Annotated in this window: 19 protein-coding genes and 3 pseudogenes; 9 read left to right on the top strand and 13 right to left on the bottom strand. The window is 68.4% G+C overall.

The genetic code is table 11. The features are described 5' to 3' along the window. Positions 1 to 78: 78 nt before the first annotated feature. Positions 79 to 2148 (bottom strand): prolyl oligopeptidase family protein, encoded by a 2070-nt coding sequence (locus tag ASE02_RS19655; protein WP_056736556.1) that lies wholly within the window; start codon positions 2146 to 2148, stop codon positions 79 to 81. Between the two features lie 81 nt (positions 2149 to 2229). On the opposite strand from ASE02_RS19655, the gene dapF reads away from it, so the two are divergent. Beyond that, on the top strand, positions 2230 to 3057 hold the full coding sequence (dapF, locus tag ASE02_RS19650) for a diaminopimelate epimerase (RefSeq protein ID WP_056736554.1): 828 nt from the start codon (positions 2230 to 2232) through the stop codon (positions 3055 to 3057). Next, a complete protein-coding gene (gene mtaB, locus ASE02_RS19645; protein ID WP_082602215.1) occupies positions 3054 to 4394 on the top strand; it encodes a tRNA (N(6)-L-threonylcarbamoyladenosine(37)-C(2))-methylthiotransferase MtaB in 1341 nt (446 codons plus the stop codon). The genes dapF and mtaB overlap by 4 nt, the downstream gene beginning before the upstream one ends. A 4-nt stretch (positions 4395 to 4398) precedes the next feature. On the opposite strand, the gene ASE02_RS19640 is transcribed toward mtaB, so the two are convergent. Beyond that, a complete protein-coding gene (locus tag ASE02_RS19640) occupies positions 4399 to 5028 on the bottom strand; it encodes a trimeric intracellular cation channel family protein (RefSeq protein WP_056736552.1) in 630 nt (209 codons plus the stop codon). A gap of 47 nt (positions 5029 to 5075) precedes the next feature. Here ASE02_RS19640 and ftsY point away from each other — a divergent pair, with 47 nt between their 5' ends. The 3 genes from ftsY to ASE02_RS19625 all read left to right on the top strand — a co-directional run bounded on the left by ftsY (position 5076) and on the right by ASE02_RS19625 (position 7305). Further along, positions 5076 to 6011 (top strand): signal recognition particle-docking protein FtsY, encoded by a 936-nt coding sequence (gene ftsY, locus ASE02_RS19635; RefSeq protein ID WP_056736550.1) that lies wholly within the window; start codon positions 5076 to 5078, stop codon positions 6009 to 6011. Continuing rightward, complete coding sequence (locus tag ASE02_RS19630) at positions 6008 to 6616, top strand: inner membrane-spanning protein YciB (RefSeq protein WP_056736549.1); 609 nt, start codon at positions 6008 to 6010, stop codon at positions 6614 to 6616. Before ftsY ends, ASE02_RS19630 begins: the two co-directional genes overlap by 4 nt. 107 nt (positions 6617 to 6723) lie before the next feature. Continuing rightward, a complete protein-coding gene (locus ASE02_RS19625) occupies positions 6724 to 7305 on the top strand; it encodes a MarR family winged helix-turn-helix transcriptional regulator (protein WP_056736547.1) in 582 nt (193 codons plus the stop codon). A 152-nt stretch (positions 7306 to 7457) separates the two neighbouring features. On the opposite strand, the gene ASE02_RS22515 is transcribed toward ASE02_RS19625, so the two are convergent. The 9 genes and pseudogenes from ASE02_RS22515 to ASE02_RS23110 all read right to left on the bottom strand — a co-directional run. After that, positions 7458 to 7712, bottom strand: a complete 255-nt coding sequence (locus ASE02_RS22515; protein ID WP_156406134.1) for a hypothetical protein — start codon at positions 7710 to 7712, stop codon at positions 7458 to 7460. A gap of 109 nt (positions 7713 to 7821) precedes the next feature. Next, complete coding sequence (locus ASE02_RS19620; RefSeq protein WP_056736545.1) at positions 7822 to 8340, bottom strand: DsbE family thiol:disulfide interchange protein; 519 nt, start codon at positions 8338 to 8340, stop codon at positions 7822 to 7824. Next, positions 8337 to 8480, bottom strand: a complete 144-nt coding sequence (gene ccmD / locus ASE02_RS22145) for a heme exporter protein CcmD (RefSeq protein WP_082602214.1) — start codon at positions 8478 to 8480, stop codon at positions 8337 to 8339. The genes ASE02_RS19620 and ccmD overlap by 4 nt, the downstream gene beginning before the upstream one ends. A 5-nt stretch (positions 8481 to 8485) precedes the next feature. Beyond that, positions 8486 to 9214, bottom strand: a complete 729-nt coding sequence (locus ASE02_RS19615) for a heme ABC transporter permease (protein ID WP_056736543.1) — start codon at positions 9212 to 9214, stop codon at positions 8486 to 8488. Beyond that, positions 9211 to 9801 carry a hypothetical protein gene (locus ASE02_RS19610; RefSeq protein WP_056736541.1) on the bottom strand — a complete coding sequence of 197 codons (591 nt, stop codon included), beginning with the start codon at positions 9799 to 9801 and terminating at the stop codon, positions 9211 to 9213. The genes ASE02_RS19615 and ASE02_RS19610 overlap by 4 nt, the downstream gene beginning before the upstream one ends. Before the next feature lie 25 nt (positions 9802 to 9826). After that, a complete protein-coding gene (locus ASE02_RS19605; RefSeq protein WP_056736539.1) occupies positions 9827 to 10345 on the bottom strand; it encodes a Spy/CpxP family protein refolding chaperone in 519 nt (172 codons plus the stop codon). Positions 10346 to 10421: 76 nt separating this feature from the next. After that, positions 10422 to 11087: a heme exporter protein CcmB gene (gene ccmB, locus ASE02_RS19600; protein WP_056736537.1), complete on the bottom strand. Its 666-nt coding sequence runs from the start codon at positions 11085 to 11087 to the stop codon at positions 10422 to 10424. Continuing rightward, a pseudogene (gene ccmA / locus ASE02_RS19595) lies at positions 11084 to 11567 on the bottom strand (heme ABC exporter ATP-binding protein CcmA); the annotation flags it as partial. The pseudogene ccmA and the gene ccmB, both read right to left, overlap by 4 nt. 1 nt (position 11568) lies before the next feature. Next, positions 11569 to 11638: hypothetical protein (locus ASE02_RS23110; RefSeq protein ID WP_235536769.1), on the bottom strand; the 70-nt coding region annotated here is incomplete at its 3' end. 177 nt (positions 11639 to 11815) lie between these two features. On the opposite strand from ASE02_RS23110, the gene acnA reads away from it, so the two are divergent. The 3 genes from acnA (at position 11816) to ASE02_RS19580 (ending at position 16140) form a co-directional block, all read left to right on the top strand. Further along, complete coding sequence (acnA, locus tag ASE02_RS19590) at positions 11816 to 14500, top strand: aconitate hydratase AcnA (RefSeq protein WP_056736533.1); 2685 nt, start codon at positions 11816 to 11818, stop codon at positions 14498 to 14500. 160 nt (positions 14501 to 14660) lie between these two features. Continuing rightward, positions 14661 to 15353 (top strand): thioredoxin family protein, encoded by a 693-nt coding sequence (locus ASE02_RS19585; protein WP_056736531.1) that lies wholly within the window; start codon positions 14661 to 14663, stop codon positions 15351 to 15353. Positions 15354 to 15804: 451 nt separating this feature from the next. Continuing rightward, positions 15805 to 16140, top strand: a complete 336-nt coding sequence (locus tag ASE02_RS19580) for a DUF2794 domain-containing protein (protein ID WP_056736528.1) — start codon at positions 15805 to 15807, stop codon at positions 16138 to 16140. 225 nt (positions 16141 to 16365) lie between these two features. Here the strand turns inward: ASE02_RS19580 and ASE02_RS19575 are convergent. Together ASE02_RS19575 and ASE02_RS23105 are read right to left on the bottom strand one after the other, a co-directional pair. Further along, positions 16366 to 16870, bottom strand: a pseudogene (locus ASE02_RS19575) (Bax inhibitor-1/YccA family protein); the annotation flags it as partial. A gap of 1 nt (position 16871) precedes the next feature. After that, positions 16872 to 17052, bottom strand: a pseudogene (locus tag ASE02_RS23105) (BAX inhibitor (BI)-1/YccA family protein); the annotation flags it as partial. Positions 17053 to 17179: 127 nt separating this feature from the next. Here ASE02_RS23105 and thpR point away from each other — a divergent pair. Next, on the top strand, positions 17180 to 17716 hold the full coding sequence (thpR, locus tag ASE02_RS19570) for an RNA 2',3'-cyclic phosphodiesterase (RefSeq protein WP_056736525.1): 537 nt from the start codon (positions 17180 to 17182) through the stop codon (positions 17714 to 17716). The last annotated feature ends 108 nt before the right edge of the window (positions 17717 to 17824 follow it).

Genomic DNA, 17824 nt, shown 5'->3' with positions numbered 1-17824 from the left:
GGGGGACTACGACCCCGTCAGCAGCCCCCTCCGTCGCACTTCGTGCGCCACCTCCCCCAGCGGGGGAGGATCTGGCGGTCAGTCGAACAGCTTCTGGCTCAGATAGACGTAGTGCCTGGCCCAGCGCTTGGCGTTGAGCTCGGGGTCGGCGTCGTTGGCGTGGCCGCCGAAGGTGTTCTCGAAATAGAGGTAGGGGTAGCCGAGCGCCTCCAGCTTGGCTGCGAACTTACGCGCGTGACCGGGATGGACCCGGTCGTCGCGGGTGTTGGTGGTGACGTAGGGCTCGGGATATTTCTGGCCGCGCTTCAGGTTCAGGTAGCCGTCGTATTTGGCGATGAAGGCGTGGTCTTCCGCAACGTCCGGGTTCCCGTATTCGCCGACCCACGAGGCTCCGGCCGAGAGCTTGTGATAGCGCAGCATGTCGACCAGTGGGCTCTCGACCACCACGGCGTTCCAGAGCTCCGGGTGCTGGGTCATCGAGACGGTGGTCAGCACCCCGCCGTTCGAGCGGCCATAGATGCCCAGCCGGCGCGGCGAGGTGATCTTGCGGGCGTCGAGGTCGCGGGCCACGGCGGCGAAATCGTCGAAGGCCAGCTGGCGTTTTTCGCGCAACACCGCCTGGTGCCAGGCGGGGCCGAATTCGCCGCCGCCGCGGATATTGGCGATGACATAGGCGCCGCCGCGCTCCAGCCACATCTTGCCCATCTCGGGAATGTAGATCGGCGGCTTGGCGACCTCGAACCCGCCATAGCCGTACATGATGGTCGGGGTGGAACCGTCCAGCTTCGCGGCCTTCGGCCGGACCACGAAATAGGGGATCTTCGTCCCGTCCGAGGACGTCGCCCAGTACTGGTCGACCCGGTCCTTCGAGGCGTCGAAGCGGGCGGGCAGGGCCTTGACCTGCTCGGCCTTGCCGGTGGCGCCGTCGGCCAGCCACAGGCTGCTCGGCGTCAGGAAGCTCTGGGCGGCGACGAACAGTTTGTCGTCGTCTCCAGAGGTCGAGCCGATGGTGAGGGTCGCGTCCTTGGGCAGGGCCAGGCGCCGCGCCGTCCACTTGCCGCCCACGAAATCGTAGACGTCGACCGCGCCCTTCACGTCCTCCAGCAGTTCGACGGCCAGCTGGCCCTTGGTGTCGTGGACGCTCTGGATCGCCTGGCGCGGGCCAGGCTGGAACACCAGGACCGGCTTGTCGCTCAGCGCCTTGGGATCGTAGGCGATCAGGGCCCCGGAGCTGAAACTGTTCCAAGCCTCCTGCAGGGTGAAGATCATGCGGCCGTCGACATAGGCCTGGTACTGCGCCTTCTTCGGCAGTTCGATCCGGGTCAGCTTGCCGCCCGCATAGAGGCTGTAATCGAACTCGAAGAAGCTCAGGCCGCGCTGGACGACGATCCCGTCGGCCTTGCCGCCTTCGCCGCGCAGCACCTGGGCGTTGGCCCAGACGTCGGACTTCTGGCCGCGGAAGATCTCCTGCGGCTGGCCCGTGCGGCGCACGATCTTGACGACATAGGCGTAGCCGGAGTCCGTCACCTCGCCGGGCGTCCATTCGCGCCAGGCGACTAGGCTGTCTTTATCGATCCAGTCGGCGCCCTGCTTGCCCTCGGGCGAGCGGAAGCCGCCCTCGACGAACCGCTTGGCCACGGTGTCGAACTCGCGCAGTTCGACGGCGTCGCCGCCGCCGTTGGACAGCTGGACCAGGCAGATGGTCTGCGCCGGCTTCAGGCAGGTCGCGCCCTTCCAGAACCAGTTGCGCTTTTCGTCGGCGGCCAGTTGGTCGAGATCGAGCACCAGCTCCCAGTTGGGCGAAGCGGTGCGGTAGGAGGCCTGCGACGTATGGCGCCAGACGCCGTGGGTGTGGGCGGCGTCCTGCCAGAAGTTGTCGACGCCGCCGGCGCGGAAGCTCGGCTGCGGAATCCGGTCCACGGCGGTGAAGATCGCCCGGCCCTCCCCCAGGAACTGGCCATAGCGGGCGTCGCCTTCCAGGCGCTGGGCGGTCTTGGCGTTCTGCGCCTCGACCCAGGCCATGGCGCGCGGGGAATCGATGTCTTCCAGCCAGACGAAGGGATCGGCGGAGGGCTCCGCCGGGGCCTGCGCATGGGCGGCGCAGGCGGTGAGAAGGGCGCCAACCAGCGCCGCGGAGACGAGTTTCATGGGCTCTGGATAGAGCGCCGGGGACGGATCTGTCTCGTCAAAGGTGATCGTGCGTCAATTCTCGCCTATATAGCGCCCCACATGAGCCGTCCGTTTCTGAAGATGAACGGGCTCGGCAACGACTTCGTCGTGGTCGAGGCCCGATCCGCGCCCTTCGCGCCGACGCCTGAAGAGGTGCGCGCCATCGCCAACCGCGAGGGCGGGATCGGCTGTGACCAGCTGGTCTCGATCGAGCCTTCGCAGGCGGCCGACGCTAAGGTGCGGTTCTGGAACGCCGACGGCGACGAGGTCGGGGCCTGCGGCAACGCCTCTCGCTGCGTCGGCTGGCTGCTGATGGAGGCGTCCGGCGCCGACCAGGCGGTGATGGAGACGCAGGGCGGCCTGCTGACCGCCAGCCGCGCCGGCGACAAGATCGTCAGCGTCGACATGGGCGAGCCGGGTCTCGACTGGACCCAGATCCCGCTGGAGGAAGAGATGGACACCCGCGGCGTCGAGCTGCAGGTCGGTCCCATCGACAATCCCATTCTGCACACGCCGGGCTGTGTCTCGATGGGCAATCCGCACGTGGTGTTCTTCGTGCCCGACGTCGAGACCGCGCCGGTGCGCGAGGTTGGTCCGATGATCGAACATCACCGGCTGTTCCCCGAGGGCGTCAATGTCGGCTTCGCCCAGATCGTGGCCCGCGACCACATTCGGCTAAAGGTCTGGGAGCGCGGCGCGGGCCTCACCAAGGCCTGCGGCACCGGCGCCTGCGCGGCCCTGGTGGCGGCCTATCGGCGCGGCCTGGTCGATCGCAAGGCGACCTTGGAGCTCGATGGCGGCGAATTGGTGATCGAGTGGCGCGAGGCCGACGGCCACGTGATCATGACCGGCCCGGCCCAGGTCGATTTCACCGGCGTGCTGCCATGAGCGCCGAACACGACATGCCCGCGGGCGACGCGGGCGAAGGCGGCTTCACCATCGTTCCGCCCGTGGCCCAGCCCGGCGGCGTCGACATCGTCACCTTCGGCTGCCGCCTCAACGCCTATGAGAGCGAGGTCATCCGTGCGCGGGCGGCCGAGGACGGGCTCTCCAACGCCATCGTCTTCAACACCTGCGCGGTGACCAACGAGGCCGTGCGCCAGGCGCGTCAGGCGATCCGCAAGGCGCGACGGGAAAACCCGGACGCCAAGCTGATCGTCACCGGCTGCGCCGCCCAGATCGACCCGGCCGCCTTCGCCGCCATGGTGGAAGTCGACCTGGTGCTGGGCAACGCCGAGAAGTCGCAGGCCGGCGCCTATGCCGACACCGCCCCCGAAGGCCGGGTGCGCGTCAACGACATCATGAGCGTGCGGGAGACCGCCGGCCACCTGATCGACGGTCTGAAGGATCGCGCCCGGGCCTATGTCGAGGTTCAGAACGGCTGCGACCACCGCTGCACCTTCTGCATCATCCCCTATGGCCGGGGTAACTCGCGCTCGGCCGCCGCCGGCGAGGTGGTGGAGCAGGTCCGCAAGCTGGCCGCCCAGGGCTATCTGGAGGTGGTGCTGACCGGCGTCGACATCACCAGCTGGGGCTCGGACCTGCCGGGCCAGCCGACCCTGGGCCAACTGGTCGCCCGCATCCTGAAGCTGGTCCCGGGCCTGCCGCGCCTGCGGCTGTCGTCGATCGACGCCGCCGAGATTGATCCGGACCTGATGCGCTGCCTGGCCGAGGACCCTCGGCTGATGCCCTATCTGCACCTGTCGCTGCAGGCCGGCGACGACATGATCCTCAAGCGGATGAAGCGCCGTCACCTGCGCGCCGACGCGCTGAAGCTGATCGCCGACGTCCGCGCCGTGCGCCCCGACACCGCCTTCGGCGCCGACCTGATCGCCGGTTTCCCGACCGAGACCGAGGAGATGTTCGAGAACACTCTGCGGCTGGTCGAGGAGGCGCAGCTCTCGTTCCTGCACGTCTTCCCGTTCAGCCCGCGTCCGGGCACGCCGGCTGCGCGGATGCCGCAACTGCAGCGCCCGGTGATCAAGGAGCGCGCCGCGCGCCTGCGCGCCGCCGGCGACGCGGCCCTGGTCCGCCATCTGGAGCGTCAGGTCGGCCGCACCATCACCGGCCTGGTCGAGCGTTCCGGCGCGGCGCGGGCCGAGGACTTCACCGAGATCGCCTTCACCGGCGAGGCGGCGGTGGGCTCCATCGTTCCCCTGCGGATCACCAGCCATGACGGCGGCAAGGCGCTGGCGGAAGTCGCCGTGCTGGAGGCCGCCGAGTAGGGGCCTAGGTCCGTTGCTTGCCGCGTCCGGGGAAGCCCGGCAGCGTCCAGCCCCAGACGATGGCGGCGGCGCGGACCAGGAAGGCGGCCGCGAACCCGACCACGCCGGTCCAGAGGTCCTGCATGCCGAAGGTGTGCAGGATCACATAGATCCCCGCTCCGACCAGGGCGCAGCTGACATAGAGCTCCCGCCGCAGCAGCACCGAGGGTTCATGGGCCAGGACGTCGCGGACGATCCCGCCGAAACAGGCGGTCAGCACGCCCATGATGACCGCCGAGATCGGCGGCGCGCCCAGCGAGATGGCCTTGGCCGCGCCCACCACGCTGTAGGCCGCCATGCCTAGGGCGTCGAGCCAGAGCAGGATCTTCAGCCGCGCCTGGCCGGTCCCGAAGGTCCAGACCGCCAGGGCCGCCAGCATGCAGGCGATCAGATAGTCGGGCCGCCCGACCCAGAACACCGGCGCGCCGATCAGCAGGTCGCGCATGGTGCCGCCGCCGACCCCGGTCACCGCGGCGAAGAAGGCGAAGGTGACCATGTCGTGTTTGCGTTGGGCGGCGGCCATGGCGCCGGTCGCGCCGAAGACCGCGACGGCGGCGTAGTCCAGCCAGGTGAAGGCGGCGGCGAGCGTGTCCATGCTTCGATCCTCTATCGCGCAACCGATTGACCGGCTAGAAGCGCCCCATGACCGAACCAAAAAAGGGCTGGTTCCAGCGCCTGACCGACGGCCTTTCGCGCTCGTCGAAGCAGATGACGGAACAGGTGGTCTCCACCTTCACCAAGCAACCGCTGGACCAGGCCAAGCTCGACGAGCTGGAAGAGATGCTGATCGAGGCCGATCTCGGCCCGCACTCGGCTGCGCGCATCACCCAGCGCTTTTCCGACGAGAAGTTCGGCAAGAGCGTCGACGAGAACGAGATCAAGGAAGCCCTGGCCGAGGCCATCGGCGCGGAGCTGGAAAGCCGCGAAGGCGACTTCGATCCGCTGTCGGGGCCCAAGCCCTATGTGGTGCTGTTCATCGGCGTGAACGGCTCGGGCAAGACCACGACGCTCGGCAAGATCGCCGCCGACCTCACCGGGCGCGGGGCCAAGGTGCTGATCGTGGCCGGCGACACCTTCCGCGCCGCCGCCGTCGAGCAGCTGAAGGTCTGGGCCGAGCGCGCCCGCGCCGACTTCATGTCGCGCCCGACCGGGTCGGACGCCGCGGGCCTGGCCTTCGACGCCATCGAGCGGGCCAAGCTTGAGAACTATGACGTGGTGCTGATCGACACCGCCGGCCGACTGCAGAACAAGCAGGGCCTGATGGACGAGCTCCTGAAGGTGATCCGGGTGGTCAAGAAGATCGACGCCGACGCCCCGCATGAGACCCTGCTGGTGCTGGACGCCACGGTGGGCCGCAATGCGCTGAACCAAGAGAACATCTTCGGCAACCAGATCGGCGTGACCGGCATCGTCATGACCAAGCTGGACGGCACCGCCCGGGGCGGCGTGCTGGTGCCGGTGGCCCAGGCGTCCGACAGCCCCATCAAACTGATCGGCGTGGGTGAGGGGATCGAGGACCTTCAACCCTTCAAGGCGCGCGCCTTCGCCCGTTCCCTCGTCGGCCTGGAAGATTCATGAGCCTTTCTCCCACCGCACGGAAATGGGTGCGCTCGGTCGTCGATTTTGGCGGCCTCGCGGCCTTTCTCGTCGCCTTCTTCTATCTGAAGTCGACCGGCATGCCCCAGCAGCAGGCCCTGGTCCAGGCGACCTGGGCGCTGGTGGCGGGCTCCGCCGTCGGCCTGGCGATCGGGTTCATCGTCGAGCGCCGGATCGCGCCGTTTCCGCTGATCGGCGGCGTCGCGGCGCTGTTCTTCGGCGGTCTGACTCTGTTCTTCCACGATCCGCGCCTGCTGAAGATCAAGCCGACCGTCATGAACACGGCCTTCGGGGTGATCCTGCTGGGCGGGCTGGCCATGCGCAAGAACCCGCTGAAGCTGCTGCTGGGCGAGACGATGCAGATGCCGGACGAGGGCTGGCGCAAGCTGACCTTGAACTACGGCCTGTTCTTCCTGGCGCTGGCGGCGCTGAACGAGGCGGTCTGGCGCACCCAGCCCGACGACATCTGGGTGCTGTTCCGCTTCCCGGGCCTGCTGATCCTGTCGGTGGTGTTCTCGTTCGCCCAGGTGCCGCTGATGATGAAATACGCCAAGACCGACGAGCCGCCGCCGCCGCACGTCGAGTAGTCTGCTCCGCCCCCCCTAGCGTTTGCGCCGCCCACTGACCATCTGTCGTGAAATCGACACCATGGCCCGGTAGGTTCCGGCCAAGTCGACAGGCGGGGGTTCAGCCGATGGCCAAGACCAAGTCGCATGACAAGTCGCGCAAGGGCTTGCCGGCCCTCGACAAGTCACCCAGTCATTTGCTGCATCGGGCGCTTCAACTCGCCCTCGATATCTATGCCGACGAACTGGGGGTCGGGGCGATCACCCAACGTCAGTTCGCGGTGTTGGCGGCGGTCGAGGCCCATGAGGGTCTGACCCAGACCGACCTGGTGAAGATCACCGGCATCGACCGGTCCACCCTGGCCGACATGGCCGCCCGGATGATCGTCAAGGGTCTGCTGGAGCGCCACCGCTCGACCGCCGACGCCCGCGCGAACGCCGTCAGCCTGACCGACGCCGGACGCGCGGCGCTGGACGGGGCGCGGCCGAAGATGCTGGCGGCCGACGCCCGGCTGTTGCGCCTGATCTCGACGACCAAGCGCGAAAGCCTGGTGAGCGGCCTGCGCGACCTGATCCGCGCCGGCGAGGACGTGGGCGCCCCCGCGCCCGAAAAGCTCGAGAAGAAGATCAAGGCCGAGAAGCCGAAGAAGGCGCTCAAGGCCGACAAGGCTGAGAAGCCGAAAAAGAAGAAGCTGAAGAAGGCCGCATAGCGGCTGTCGCGTTCCCCTTCGGGTTCGTCATCCCCCGGGCTTGTCCCGGGGATCCATAGCGCCGGCCGGCCCGATGGACCCCCATCGCTGAAGTCTATGGATGGCCGGCTCAAGCGGCCGGCCATGACGATCATGCAGGCGGGATTGGAACCCTAGACCCGGATATCCAGGATCGAACCTGGCCGCAAAATCCGCTCCGGCGGATCAGCGGGCAGGGACGCGGGCATGCGCTGAACCGGCGCTGGCGCGGCGGCTTGCGGCTGGATCTGAGGTCTCGGCTGGGCCGCGGCGGCCGGCCGACCCATGGCGGCTTCGAAGAAGGCGCGCTGCGCAGCGCTCCGCGCGGGGGTCTGCGCTGGCGTGGCCGGCTGGTTCGTCGGGAAGATCGGCGGACGGATCGTGCTCACGGGCGCGCTTTATGGTTAACGAGCCTATGGTTAACAAACACATGGTTAACAAAACCTTCCCGGGGCTCCGGGCGCTTGGTTAACGGCGGTTTGGTTAATTTCGGCGTGGTTAACGCGGGGCCTTGGCCAGCAAATCCTTGGCGGATTGGGCGCTCAGCGGGCCGGTGTGCTTGGCCAGGATCTTGCCGTCGGCGCCGACCAGGTAGGTTTCGGGCACGCCGGTGACCCCCAGCTCGATCCCGCCCCGGCCGTCGCGGTCGACAAGGCGTTCCGCATAGGGATCGCCCAGGCGGCCGATGAAGGCCTTGGTGTTTTCGGGGGCGTCCTTGTAGGCGACGCCGACGATCCGCACGCCCTGTTTCTTCAGGTCGACCAGCACCGGGTGCTCGATCTCGCAAGGGGCGCACCAGGAGGCGAAGATGTTCACCAGCACCGGAGCCGGCGCGGCGGCCTCGTGCAGGCGCACCGGGCGGCCGGTGTCGAGCGTCGGCAGGACGAGGTCGGGAAGTTGCTTGCCGACCAGGGCGTCGGGCTTCACCTGCGGATCGCGCTTCAGGGCGAACAGCCCAAACAGCAGACCCAGCGCCAGCAGCGCGACCAGCGGCAGGACGGCGAGCCAGCGGTTCACTTGTCGTCTTTCTCCGCCCGGCGACGCCAGCGGCGCGCCTGGGCCAGGGACAGCCAGATCATGCCGACGAAGACCAGGGCGGTGATCCCATAGGCGGGCCAGACGAAGGCCGCATAGGCGCCGGCGTCGAGATCGAGCATTGCGTCTAACCCTTCGCCGCGCGCAGGGCGGCGGCTTCAGCGCGGCGGCGCCAGACCTGGGCGCGGATGCCTACCAGCCACAGCGATCCGAAGGCGGCGGTGTAGGCCAGGCCCATCAGCAGCAGCGGCCAGAGGAAGTCGGAGGTCATGGCCGGCCCGTCCTTGCGGAACACCGAGGCGCCCTGATGCAGGGTGTTCCACCAGTCGACCGAGAACTTCACGACCGGCAGGTTCACCGCGCCTACCAGGGCCAGGATCGCGCCGGCGCGCGCGGCCTTCAGCTCGTCGTCGAGCGAGGCCCGCAGCGCCATGTAGGCGAGGTAGAACAGGAACAGCACCAGCACCGAGGTCATGCGCGCGTCCCAGACCCACCAGGCGCCCCACATCGGTCGGCCCCAGAGCGAGCCGGTGACCAGGGCCAGGAAGGTGAAGGCCGCGCCCAGCGGGGCGCAGGCCTTGGCCGCCGCATCGGCCAGGGCGTGGCGGAAGACCAGGGACAGGAAGCTGGCGCCGGCCAGGCAGACATAGACGAACATGCTCATCCAGGCGGCGGGCACGTGGATGAACATGATCCGCACGGTGTCGCCCTGCTGGTAGTCTTCGGGGGCGGTGAAGCCGAGCCAGAGGCCGGCGAGGGCCAGGGCGAGCGCGAGGACGCCGAACAGCGGCGCGGCCCAACGCGAAAAGGCCATGAACCGTTCAGGATTCGACAGGAAGGCCGGCGCCGGGATCATCCTTGCGCATTAGCCTTCGCAGAGCGCGGCTGCAAGCGGCGCGCAAGCAAGGCCTGCCCGTGCGGCGAGAGGCGGTAGCCGACCTCCAGGCTTTCGGTGAGGCCCAGCGCCTTCAACTTGCGGACATCGGCCTTGAACGGAAGGGTTTCGCGCCCGAGCCGGGCGGCCAGATCGGGGGCGCGGAGGCCAGGATTTTCGGCGATCAGATCCAGCACCTTGGCGGTCCACGGCGCCTTGGCGTCCAGCCTGGCGAGCCGCATCTCCACGGCTTCCAGGCGGGTGTCCGAGGTGTCGAGACGCAGGGCCTTGCGCGGATCGTCGGCCGCTCGGCGGAACGCGATCCGGTAGAGGGGCGGCTCGCCCGTCAGGTCCGCCAGCAACGCCGCGCGCGAGGCGTATCCGGCGGCGCGGGCCTGCGCCTCATCGATGGAGTCCGGGGTGACGATGTCCACGGCCTCGATGGCCAGCACGCCGACGGGTGTGGTCAGGGTTCCGCCTGTGCGGACGGTGGGCTTGCGCCATCTGCGGAAGGCCAGGGTGACCTGACCCTCCGCGATGGCCGTCAGGACGGGCGCCTTGAACAGCATCGTCCGTCCCTATCACGATCGGCGACTACTCGCCGCGACCGCCCATCGGGCCGGGGCCATGACCGCCCATGCCGCCGCGATGGCCGCCCTTCATGCCGCCGCGCGGTTGCAGGGCGTCGAAGGCCTTCTGCTGGGTCGGCGACAGCTGGGCGTAGAATTTCTTGGTCGCCGCCAGGCGCTGGTCGAAGCGCGCCATCCGTTCGGTCATCCGGGCGCGCTGGGCGTCCAGGCGCTGGGGCGTGGTCATGGCGGCGTACTGCTCGTGTCCGCCGCGCCCACGTTCGCCCATGCCGGCGGGCGGCTTGCGGGATTCGAGAAACGCCTTGAGGGCCGGTTCCTGATCGGGACGCAGTTGCAGCACGGCGCGCAGGCGCTCAGTGTGCTTGGCGGCCATGGCCGCGGGGTCCATGCGCCGGCCCTCGCGCGGGCCTGCGGGCTGGCCGCTTGGCGCGGGCGGTTGCTGCGCCTGGCTGGCGCCGGCGAGGCCGCCGGCCAGAAGGACGCCACTGAGCGCCAGGGGCGCCAATCGGGTCAGTTTCATCATCTCGAGCTCCAGTCTTCACGCCCCTCGCGAGATTGAACGGGGGGCGGGCGGGAGTCCGTCGCCGGCGGGTCGCGAATTAGCTGAGCGCGTTGCGGCAGGCCGCGGCCATGGCGATGGGACCCAGCGCCACCGCCGCCGCGGCGTAGGCGGCCAACAGGGCGAAGCCCGCCCTCCACGGCAGGCCGCTGGTGAAGGCGTCGAGCGCGCCGCCGCCGAAGATCACCGGGGGCACGAACAGCGGCAGCACGATCACCGCGGTCAGCAGCCCGCCGCGCCGGGCGCCGAGGCTGAGCGCCGCGCCGATCCCGCCGACGAAGGAGAAGGCTAGGCCACCCATCAGCGCGCAGGCGAAGACCAGCGGGGCGAGCTGCGGCTTGGCGCCCAGCGCGATGGCGGCCAGCGGCGCGGCCATCGCCAGGGGCGCGGCTGTGGCGACCCACTGGCCCAGGCACTTGATCGCGCAGACCAATTCCAGCGGCACGGGCGACAGGGTCATCAGGTCCAGCGCGCCGTCCTCGTAGTCGCGCTCGAACAAGCGGTCGAGCGAGAGCAGGGCCGACAGCGCCAAGGCCACCCAGGCCGCGCCCGGCGCGATGGCCGAAAGGCGGGTGGGCTCGGGCCCGGTGGCCAGCGGCAACAGGGTGGCGACGCCGGCGTAGAAACCGACCGAGACCAGCGGGCCGCCGCCGCGTCCCCAGGCGAGGGCGACTTCCCGCGAGAGCAGGGCCATGGCGCGGCTCATTCCCCGGCCTCCGGCGCGGCGATCTCGACCGCCTTGGCGGGGATCGGCAGCGGGTCGTGGACGGCGGCGATGATCATCCCGCCGCCCGCCAGGTGCCCGGCCATGATCTGGCCGAAGCGGACGCGCCAGTCGGCGTCGAGCGGGCTCAAGGGTTCGTCGAGCAGCCAGAGCGACCTGGGCGAGGCCAGCAGCCGGGCCAGCGACAGTCGCCGCCGCTGGCCGGCCGACAGGCGGCGGACCTCCAGGTCCAGCAACCGCGTCAGGTCTAGGGCGGTGGCGGCTTGCCTAGCGGCGGCCTCGGTGGCGCCGGTCCAGCGCGCCCAGAAGGCCAGCTCCTCCCAGGCGGTCCGGGCCGGCTTCTGGCCGTCCTGGTGGCCGGCCAGATGAATATGTTCGGCGCGGGCGTCGGCGGGGTCGAGAGCGCCGAAACCGATGGTCCCGGCCTCGAGCTCCACGAGGCCGGCGACCGCCCGCAGCAGGNTCAGCCCCGAAAACAGCAGCCGTCCGCCGCGGCGCAGGGCCACGCCGTCAATGTCGAGAACGTCGATCACGCACTCAACTCGCGCACTGCATGGACGGGTAACAAACTAGGGGTTATGACGCGCGCGGCCGTCGCCACCTTGGGGGGCGTACGCGGCGCAGGGGCGAACGCTGTGTGTCCGCCTCGAAAAGCGCGCGATCCCCGAAGTGGTTCAAGAGCGGCCGCGAACAGAGGAAGGATCCCTGATATGGCGTCTAACGACAGCCTGAAGACCCGCCGCGAACTTACGGTGGGTGACAAGACCTACGTCTACTACAGCCTTCGCGCCGCGGAGGAAGCCGGTCTTTCGAACGTGGCGCGTCTGCCCGTCTCGATGAAGGTGCTTCTCGAGAACCTGCTGCGTAATGAAGACGGCTCCACCGTCAGCCCCGACGACCTGAAGGCGCTGGCCGCCTGGATCGACAACAAGGGCTCCGTCGAGCACGAGATCAGCTTCCGTCCGGCCCGCGTCCTGATGCAGGACTTCACCGGCGTTCCCGCCGTCGTCGACCTGGCCGCCATGCGCGACGCCATGACCAGCCTCGGCGCCGATCCGGAAAAGATCAACCCGCTGAACCCCGTCGACCTGGTCATCGACCACTCTGTCATGGTCGACCACTTCGGCACCTCCAAGGCCTTCGGCGAGAACGTCGAGCGCGAGTACGAGCGCAACATCGAGCGTTACCGCTTCCTGCGCTGGGGCTCCTCGGCCTTCAACAACTTCCGCGTCGTGCCGCCCGGCACCGGCATCTGCCACCAGGTGAACCTGGAATACCTCGCCCAGACCGTCTGGGTGAACGAGGAAGCCGGCGAAACCGTCGCCTATCCCGACACCGTGGTCGGCACCGACAGCCACACCACCATGATCAACGGCCTGGCCGTCCTGGGTTGGGGCGTCGGCGGCATCGAAGCTGAAGCGGCCATGCTCGGCCAGCCGATCCCGATGCTGATCCCCGAAGTCATCGGCTTCCGCCTGTCGGGCGCGATGCCGGACGGCGCGACCGCCACCGACCTAGTGCTCACCGTCACCCAGATGCTCCGCAAGAAGGGCGTCGTCGGCAAGTTCGTCGAATTCTACGGCCCGGGCCTCGCCGGTCTGACCCTGGAAGACCAGGCGACCATCGCCAACATGGCTCCGGAATACGGCGCCACCTGCGGCTTCTTCCCGGTGACCAAGGCCACCATCGACTATCTGCGCGCCACCGGCCGTGAGGCCCACCGCGCCGACCTGGTCGAAGCCTACGCCAAGGAACAGGGCATGTGGGTCGAGGCCGGCGATCCGGACCCGATCTTCACCGACAGCCTGGAACTCGACCTCGGCTCCGTCCTGCCCTCGCTGGCCGGTCCGAAGCGTCCGCAAGACCGCGTGCTGCTCTCCGACGCCGCCGCCGAATTCAAGTCGGCCCTGGCCAAGGACTTCGGCAAGACCGAAGAAGAAGCCCGCATCCCGGTCGTTGGTGAGAAGTTCGACGTCGGCCACGGCGACGTGGTGATCGCCGCGATCACCTCCTGCACCAACACCTCCAACCCCTCGGTGCTGATCGCCGCGGGCCTGGTCGCCAAGAAGGCGATCGAAAAGGGCCTGAAGGTGAAGCCCTGGGTGAAGACCTCGCTGGCCCCCGGTTCGCAGGTGGTCACCGACTACCTGAAGGCCGCCGGCCTGACGAAGTCGCTCGACGCGCTGGGCTTCAACCTGGTCGGCTACGGCTGCACCACCTGCATCGGCAACTCCGGCCCGCTGCCGGAAGCCATCTCCGACGCCGTCAACCAGGGCGACCTGGTGGCCTGCTCGGTGCTCTCGGGCAACCGGAACTTCGAAGGCCGCGTGAACCAGGACGTGCGGGCCAACTACCTGGCCTCGCCGCCGCTGGTCGTCGCCTACGCCCTGGCCGGTTCGATGAACATCGACCTGGCCACCGAGTCGCTCGGCGACGGCAAGGACGGCAACCCGGTCTATCTGAAGGACATCTGGCCGACCTCGGAAGAGATCGCCGTGCTGCAACGCAAGCACGTCACTCAGAAGATGTTCGCGACCCGCTACGCCGACGTCTTCAAGGGCGACAAGAACTGGCAGGGCATCAAGGTCGCCGGCGGCCAGACCTACGCCTGGGACATGGGTTCGACCTACGTCCAGAACCCGCCCTACTTCCAGGACCTGAAGATGGAGCCGGCTCCGGTCGTCGACATCGTCGAGGCCCGCGTGCTGGGCGTGTTCGGCGACTCGATCACCACCGACCACATCAGCCCCGCCGGCAACATCAAGGCGACCTCGCCGGCCGGCGTCTACCTGCGTGAGCACCAAGTGCCCGCCACGGAGTACAACTCCTACGGCGCGCGTCGCGGCAACCACGAAGTGATGATGCGCGGCACCTTCGCCAACATCCGGATCCGCAACAAGATCACCCCGGAAATCGAAGGCGGCGTGACCAAGCACTTCCCGTCGGGCGACGTCATGTCGATCTACGACGCGGCGATGCGCTACCAGTCGGAAGGTCGTCCGGCGGTGGTGTTCGCGGGCAAGGAATACGGCACCGGTTCGTCGCGCGACTGGGCGGCCAAGGGCACCAAGCTCCTGGGGGTGCGCGCGGTGATCGCCGAGAGCTTCGAGCGCATCCACCGTTCGAACCTGGTCGGCATGGGCGTGCTGCCGCTGCAGTTCACCCAGGAAGGCTGGCAGAAGCTGGGCCTGACCGGCGAAGAGATCGTCACCATCCGCGGCCTGACGGAGCTTTCGCCCCGCAAGCAGCTGACGGTGGAGATGTATCGCCCGTCGGACGGCCGCATCGCCCGCTTCCCGGTCCGTTGCCGGATCGATACGCCCACCGAGCTTGAGTACTTCAAGAACGGCGGCGTCCTGAACTACGTCCTGCGCAACCTCGCGCGGTCGGCCTAAGACCGATGCCGGCCCCTTCTCAATCGGAGGGGGCCGACCAGAATGGTGGAGGGGGCCTGCCGTCGCGCAGGCCCCCTCCTTCGTTTTTCACCGATGTTCCTAAGCTGGTCACACCTTGTTGAAGCCAAATCCGCAGGGAAGTCCGCTTTATTGCGCCACGATGCGTAAGGCCGCGCTTTTCAGCCTCATCCTGAGCGCTCTGCCCCTGACCGCGGCCGCCAAGCCGCCGGTGGTGGTGGAACTGTTCACGGCCCAGGGCTGCGCCTCCTGTGGGGAGGCCAACGCCTATCTCGGCAAGCTGGCCGAGCGGCAGGGCGTCCTCGCGCTTACCTTCCCGGTGGATTACTGGGACTACCTTGGCTGGTCGGACACCTTCGCCAAGCCGGAATTCACGGCGCGCCAGAAGGCCTATGTGACCCGGCTGGACCTGCGCGAACCCTATACCCCGCAAATGGTGGTCGACGGCCGCGCCCAGGCCGGCGGGCTGCAGACCGAGAAGGTCGACCGCTTGGTGGCCCAGGCGACCAAGGCGCCGTACGCCGCGCCCGACATGGCCTTCATCGGGCAGCGCCGGGTGGATGTCGGTTCAGGTCCGGTCCCGCGCGGCGGCGCCGAGGTCTGGCTGGTCCGCTACGACCCGCGCGAGCACGACGTGGTGGTCAAGAAGGGCGACAATCGCGGCCAGACCGTCGCGCACCACAATGTGGTCCGCGAGATCGCCCGGCTGGGCGCCTGGCGGGGCCGTCCGACGGCCTACCGCCTGCCGACCGCCGGCGAAGATGGCCTGGTCACCGCCGTCCTGGTCCAGGCGGTCGAGGGCGGCCGCATCCTGAGCGCGGCGAAGAAGAACTAGCTCGCCGGCTCCGGCAGGCTCGGCGCTGCGCGCCATCGGCCACGGCGTTTTTCAGGAAGATATCGAACATCGCCAACCGAGGGCGTCGGCGCGTGATCACGCCCTGAGGCGTGGGCCGTGGCCCAGACGCAAACAAGCCCGCGCGGGAGGGGGGGATTACCGCGCGGGCTCGCATTGGGGATATCTATGAATAAGCGTCGGCTGGCCAAATCCCACGATCCAGGGGGGCTGGGGGGGCTGTTCAGGATCCGGGACCAGCAGGTTCCGACCAACCGACAATGAGACTATCGGGGCCGGATCAGGCGGGCGCAGGACCGAAATAAGGTCTTTCCAAGGCGGAAGGTTACGGCCGATTTAGATTCGGCGCAGGCCGTGTCGTGGGCGCAACGCACGGGGGTGGGCCCAGGGCGGATTGTCGGACTCGGCCGATTGGGTCTAGGCTCACGTCTTAATGGCGCTCGATCCGCAATATCAGCCCCCGAAAGCGGCTCCGGTCTTCTTCGAGCGCCGGGAGCTCAGCCGCATTCTCACCCTCTATGGCCGCATGGTCGCCGCCGGTGAATGGCGCGACTACGGGATCGGCTCGACCCTCGACGCCTGCATCTTCTCGGTGTTCCGCCGGGCCTCGGAAGAACCGCTCTATCGCATCGAGAAACGCCCGGCCCTGGCCCGTCGGCAAGGCGCCTGGGCGGTGATCGGCCAGGGCGGCATGATCCTCAAGCGCGGCCACGAGCTGGAGCAGGTGCTGCGCTTCTTCGACAAGGGCCGCTTCAAGGTGGTGGACTAGGCGCGGGGTTGGCCAACACCCCGTTCGTCATTCTCGACCGAAGCGCGGCGGGGTGTCGGGGACCCATAACCGCAGGCCTCTCATGAGAACCCACGGACTTCGGCGTCTATGGATGGCCGGGACAGGCCCGGCCATGACGAGCCTGTATTGGGGGGCGCCGAGAACCCAAACAAAAACCCCGGCGGTTTCCCGCCGGGGTTCCGAACTTTCGTTCCGGGCTTGGATCTAGCGGCGGTCGCCGAAGATGCTGAGCAGGAATTGGAAGAGGTTGATGAAGTTCAGGTACAGGTTCAGCGCGCCGTAGCTGGTCGCCACGCCCATCGCCGCCTGGTCGCCGCCCATCTGATAGTAGCTCATCTTCAGGCGCTGGGTGTCGTAGGCGATCAGGCCCGCGAAGATCAGCACGCCGACCACGCTGATGATGAAGCCCATCGCCGAGTTCTGCAGGAACATGTTGACGACGCTGGCGATCACCAGGCCGATCAGGCCGACGATCAGGAAGCTGCCGAAACCGGTCAGGTCCTTCTTGGTGGTGTAGCCGACCAGCGACAGGCCGCCGAAGGCCGCCGCCGTGATCAGGAAGGTCGAGAAGATCGACGTGCCGGTATAGACGAGGCTGAGCACGCCCAGGCCCGCGCCGATCAGGCTGACGATCGTCCAGTAGAAGATGCTGGCCGAACGCGGCGTGGGGTTACGCATGGCGAACATGCCGATCAGCATCACGCCCAGCNACATCAGGTCGCGAATGGGGGGGTAGTTGCCGGTCAGATACGCCAGAGCGGCGGAAAGGAGGAGACCCAACGCTACCTTGTTGTAGACGCCGAGCATGAAGCCGCGCAGCCCCGCGTCCACCGACATGTCGGCGCGATCTGCGGGGACCGTGCGCGCGTAGCCGCGGTTGAAGTCGCTCATTAGAGGCAAGGCCCTTTTCGAAACGCCCCGAGCGGGCGCATTGCCGAATATCGTGGGCCGGGGCCTCGCGCGCAAGGCTTGGTGGATTACGATTGCGTCAGATCATCAGCACCTTAGGTAGATTCCCATGATCCGTCTGTTCACCGCCATCGCCGTTCCCGAGGAGATCGGGGTCGAACTCGCAACCCGGCAGGACCGCCTGTCCGGCGCGCGCTGGCGGCCGTTGGAGGCCCTGCACATCACCCTGAAGTTCGTGGGCGACGTGGCCGAGAACGTCGCCGCCGACCTGGACGCCGAGTTCACCACCCTCGGTGGCGGCCCGCTGGAGCTTCAGCTGCACGGCGCAGGGGCCTTCGGCGAAGGCGCCGACATCCATGCGGTCTGGGCCGGGGTGGAGGAGAACGAGGGGCTGAATCATCTGGCGCGGGGCAATGAGATCGCCGCCCGCCGAGCCGGGCTGAAGCCTGAGACCCGCAGCTACAAGCCGCACGTCACCCTGGCCTATCTGCGCCGGCCCAATCCGGCCGATGTCGCGGCCTGGATCCAGGAGAACAATCTGCTGCGCACCACGCCGTTCCTGGCGACCAGCTTCGGCCTCTATTCCAGCTGGCAGTCGGACGCGGGCTCCTGGTACCGGCTGGAGCGGGAATATCCGCTGCTCTGAGGTGTTGGGCAGGCCCTTGCCCCCTCAGTCGGCTTCGCCGACAGCTCCCCCAGCGGGGGAGCATCCACGACGTAAGATCCTCCCCCGCTGGGGGAGGTGGCGCACGAA

The sequence above is a fragment of the Phenylobacterium sp. Root700 genome (genome assembly GCF_001429025.1).
In the GTDB taxonomy this organism is placed as follows: domain Bacteria; phylum Pseudomonadota; class Alphaproteobacteria; order Caulobacterales; family Caulobacteraceae; genus Phenylobacterium.
This window is presented reverse-complemented; position numbering and strand designations above follow the sequence as displayed.

Bases quoted from the DNA above. Each gene is read 5' to 3' on its own strand.
- ASE02_RS19655 (WP_056736556.1), bottom strand. From the start codon at position 2,148: ATGAAACTCGTCTCCGCGGCGCTGGTTGGCGCCCTTCTCACCGCCTGC.
- dapF (WP_056736554.1), top strand. From the start codon at position 2,230: ATGAGCCGTCCGTTTCTGAAGATGAACGGGCTCGGCAACGACTTCGTC.
- mtaB (WP_082602215.1), top strand. From the start codon at position 3,054: ATGAGCGCCGAACACGACATGCCCGCGGGCGACGCGGGCGAAGGCGGC.
- ASE02_RS19640 (WP_056736552.1), bottom strand. From the start codon at position 5,028: ATGGACACGCTCGCCGCCGCCTTCACCTGGCTGGACTACGCCGCCGTC.
- ftsY (WP_056736550.1), top strand. From the start codon at position 5,076: ATGACCGAACCAAAAAAGGGCTGGTTCCAGCGCCTGACCGACGGCCTT.
- ASE02_RS19630 (WP_056736549.1), top strand. From the start codon at position 6,008: ATGAGCCTTTCTCCCACCGCACGGAAATGGGTGCGCTCGGTCGTCGAT.
- ASE02_RS19625 (WP_056736547.1), top strand. From the start codon at position 6,724: ATGGCCAAGACCAAGTCGCATGACAAGTCGCGCAAGGGCTTGCCGGCC.
- ccmD (WP_082602214.1), bottom strand. From the start codon at position 8,480: ATGCTCGATCTCGACGCCGGCGCCTATGCGGCCTTCGTCTGGCCCGCC.
- ASE02_RS19615 (WP_056736543.1), bottom strand. From the start codon at position 9,214: ATGATCCCGGCGCCGGCCTTCCTGTCGAATCCTGAACGGTTCATGGCC.
- ASE02_RS19610 (WP_056736541.1), bottom strand. From the start codon at position 9,801: ATGCTGTTCAAGGCGCCCGTCCTGACGGCCATCGCGGAGGGTCAGGTC.
- ASE02_RS19605 (WP_056736539.1), bottom strand. From the start codon at position 10,345: ATGATGAAACTGACCCGATTGGCGCCCCTGGCGCTCAGTGGCGTCCTT.
- ccmB (WP_056736537.1), bottom strand. From the start codon at position 11,087: ATGAGCCGCGCCATGGCCCTGCTCTCGCGGGAAGTCGCCCTCGCCTGG.
- acnA (WP_056736533.1), top strand. From the start codon at position 11,816: ATGGCGTCTAACGACAGCCTGAAGACCCGCCGCGAACTTACGGTGGGT.
- ASE02_RS19585 (WP_056736531.1), top strand. From the start codon at position 14,661: ATGCGTAAGGCCGCGCTTTTCAGCCTCATCCTGAGCGCTCTGCCCCTG.
- ASE02_RS19580 (WP_056736528.1), top strand. From the start codon at position 15,805: ATGGCGCTCGATCCGCAATATCAGCCCCCGAAAGCGGCTCCGGTCTTC.
- thpR (WP_056736525.1), top strand. From the start codon at position 17,180: ATGATCCGTCTGTTCACCGCCATCGCCGTTCCCGAGGAGATCGGGGTC.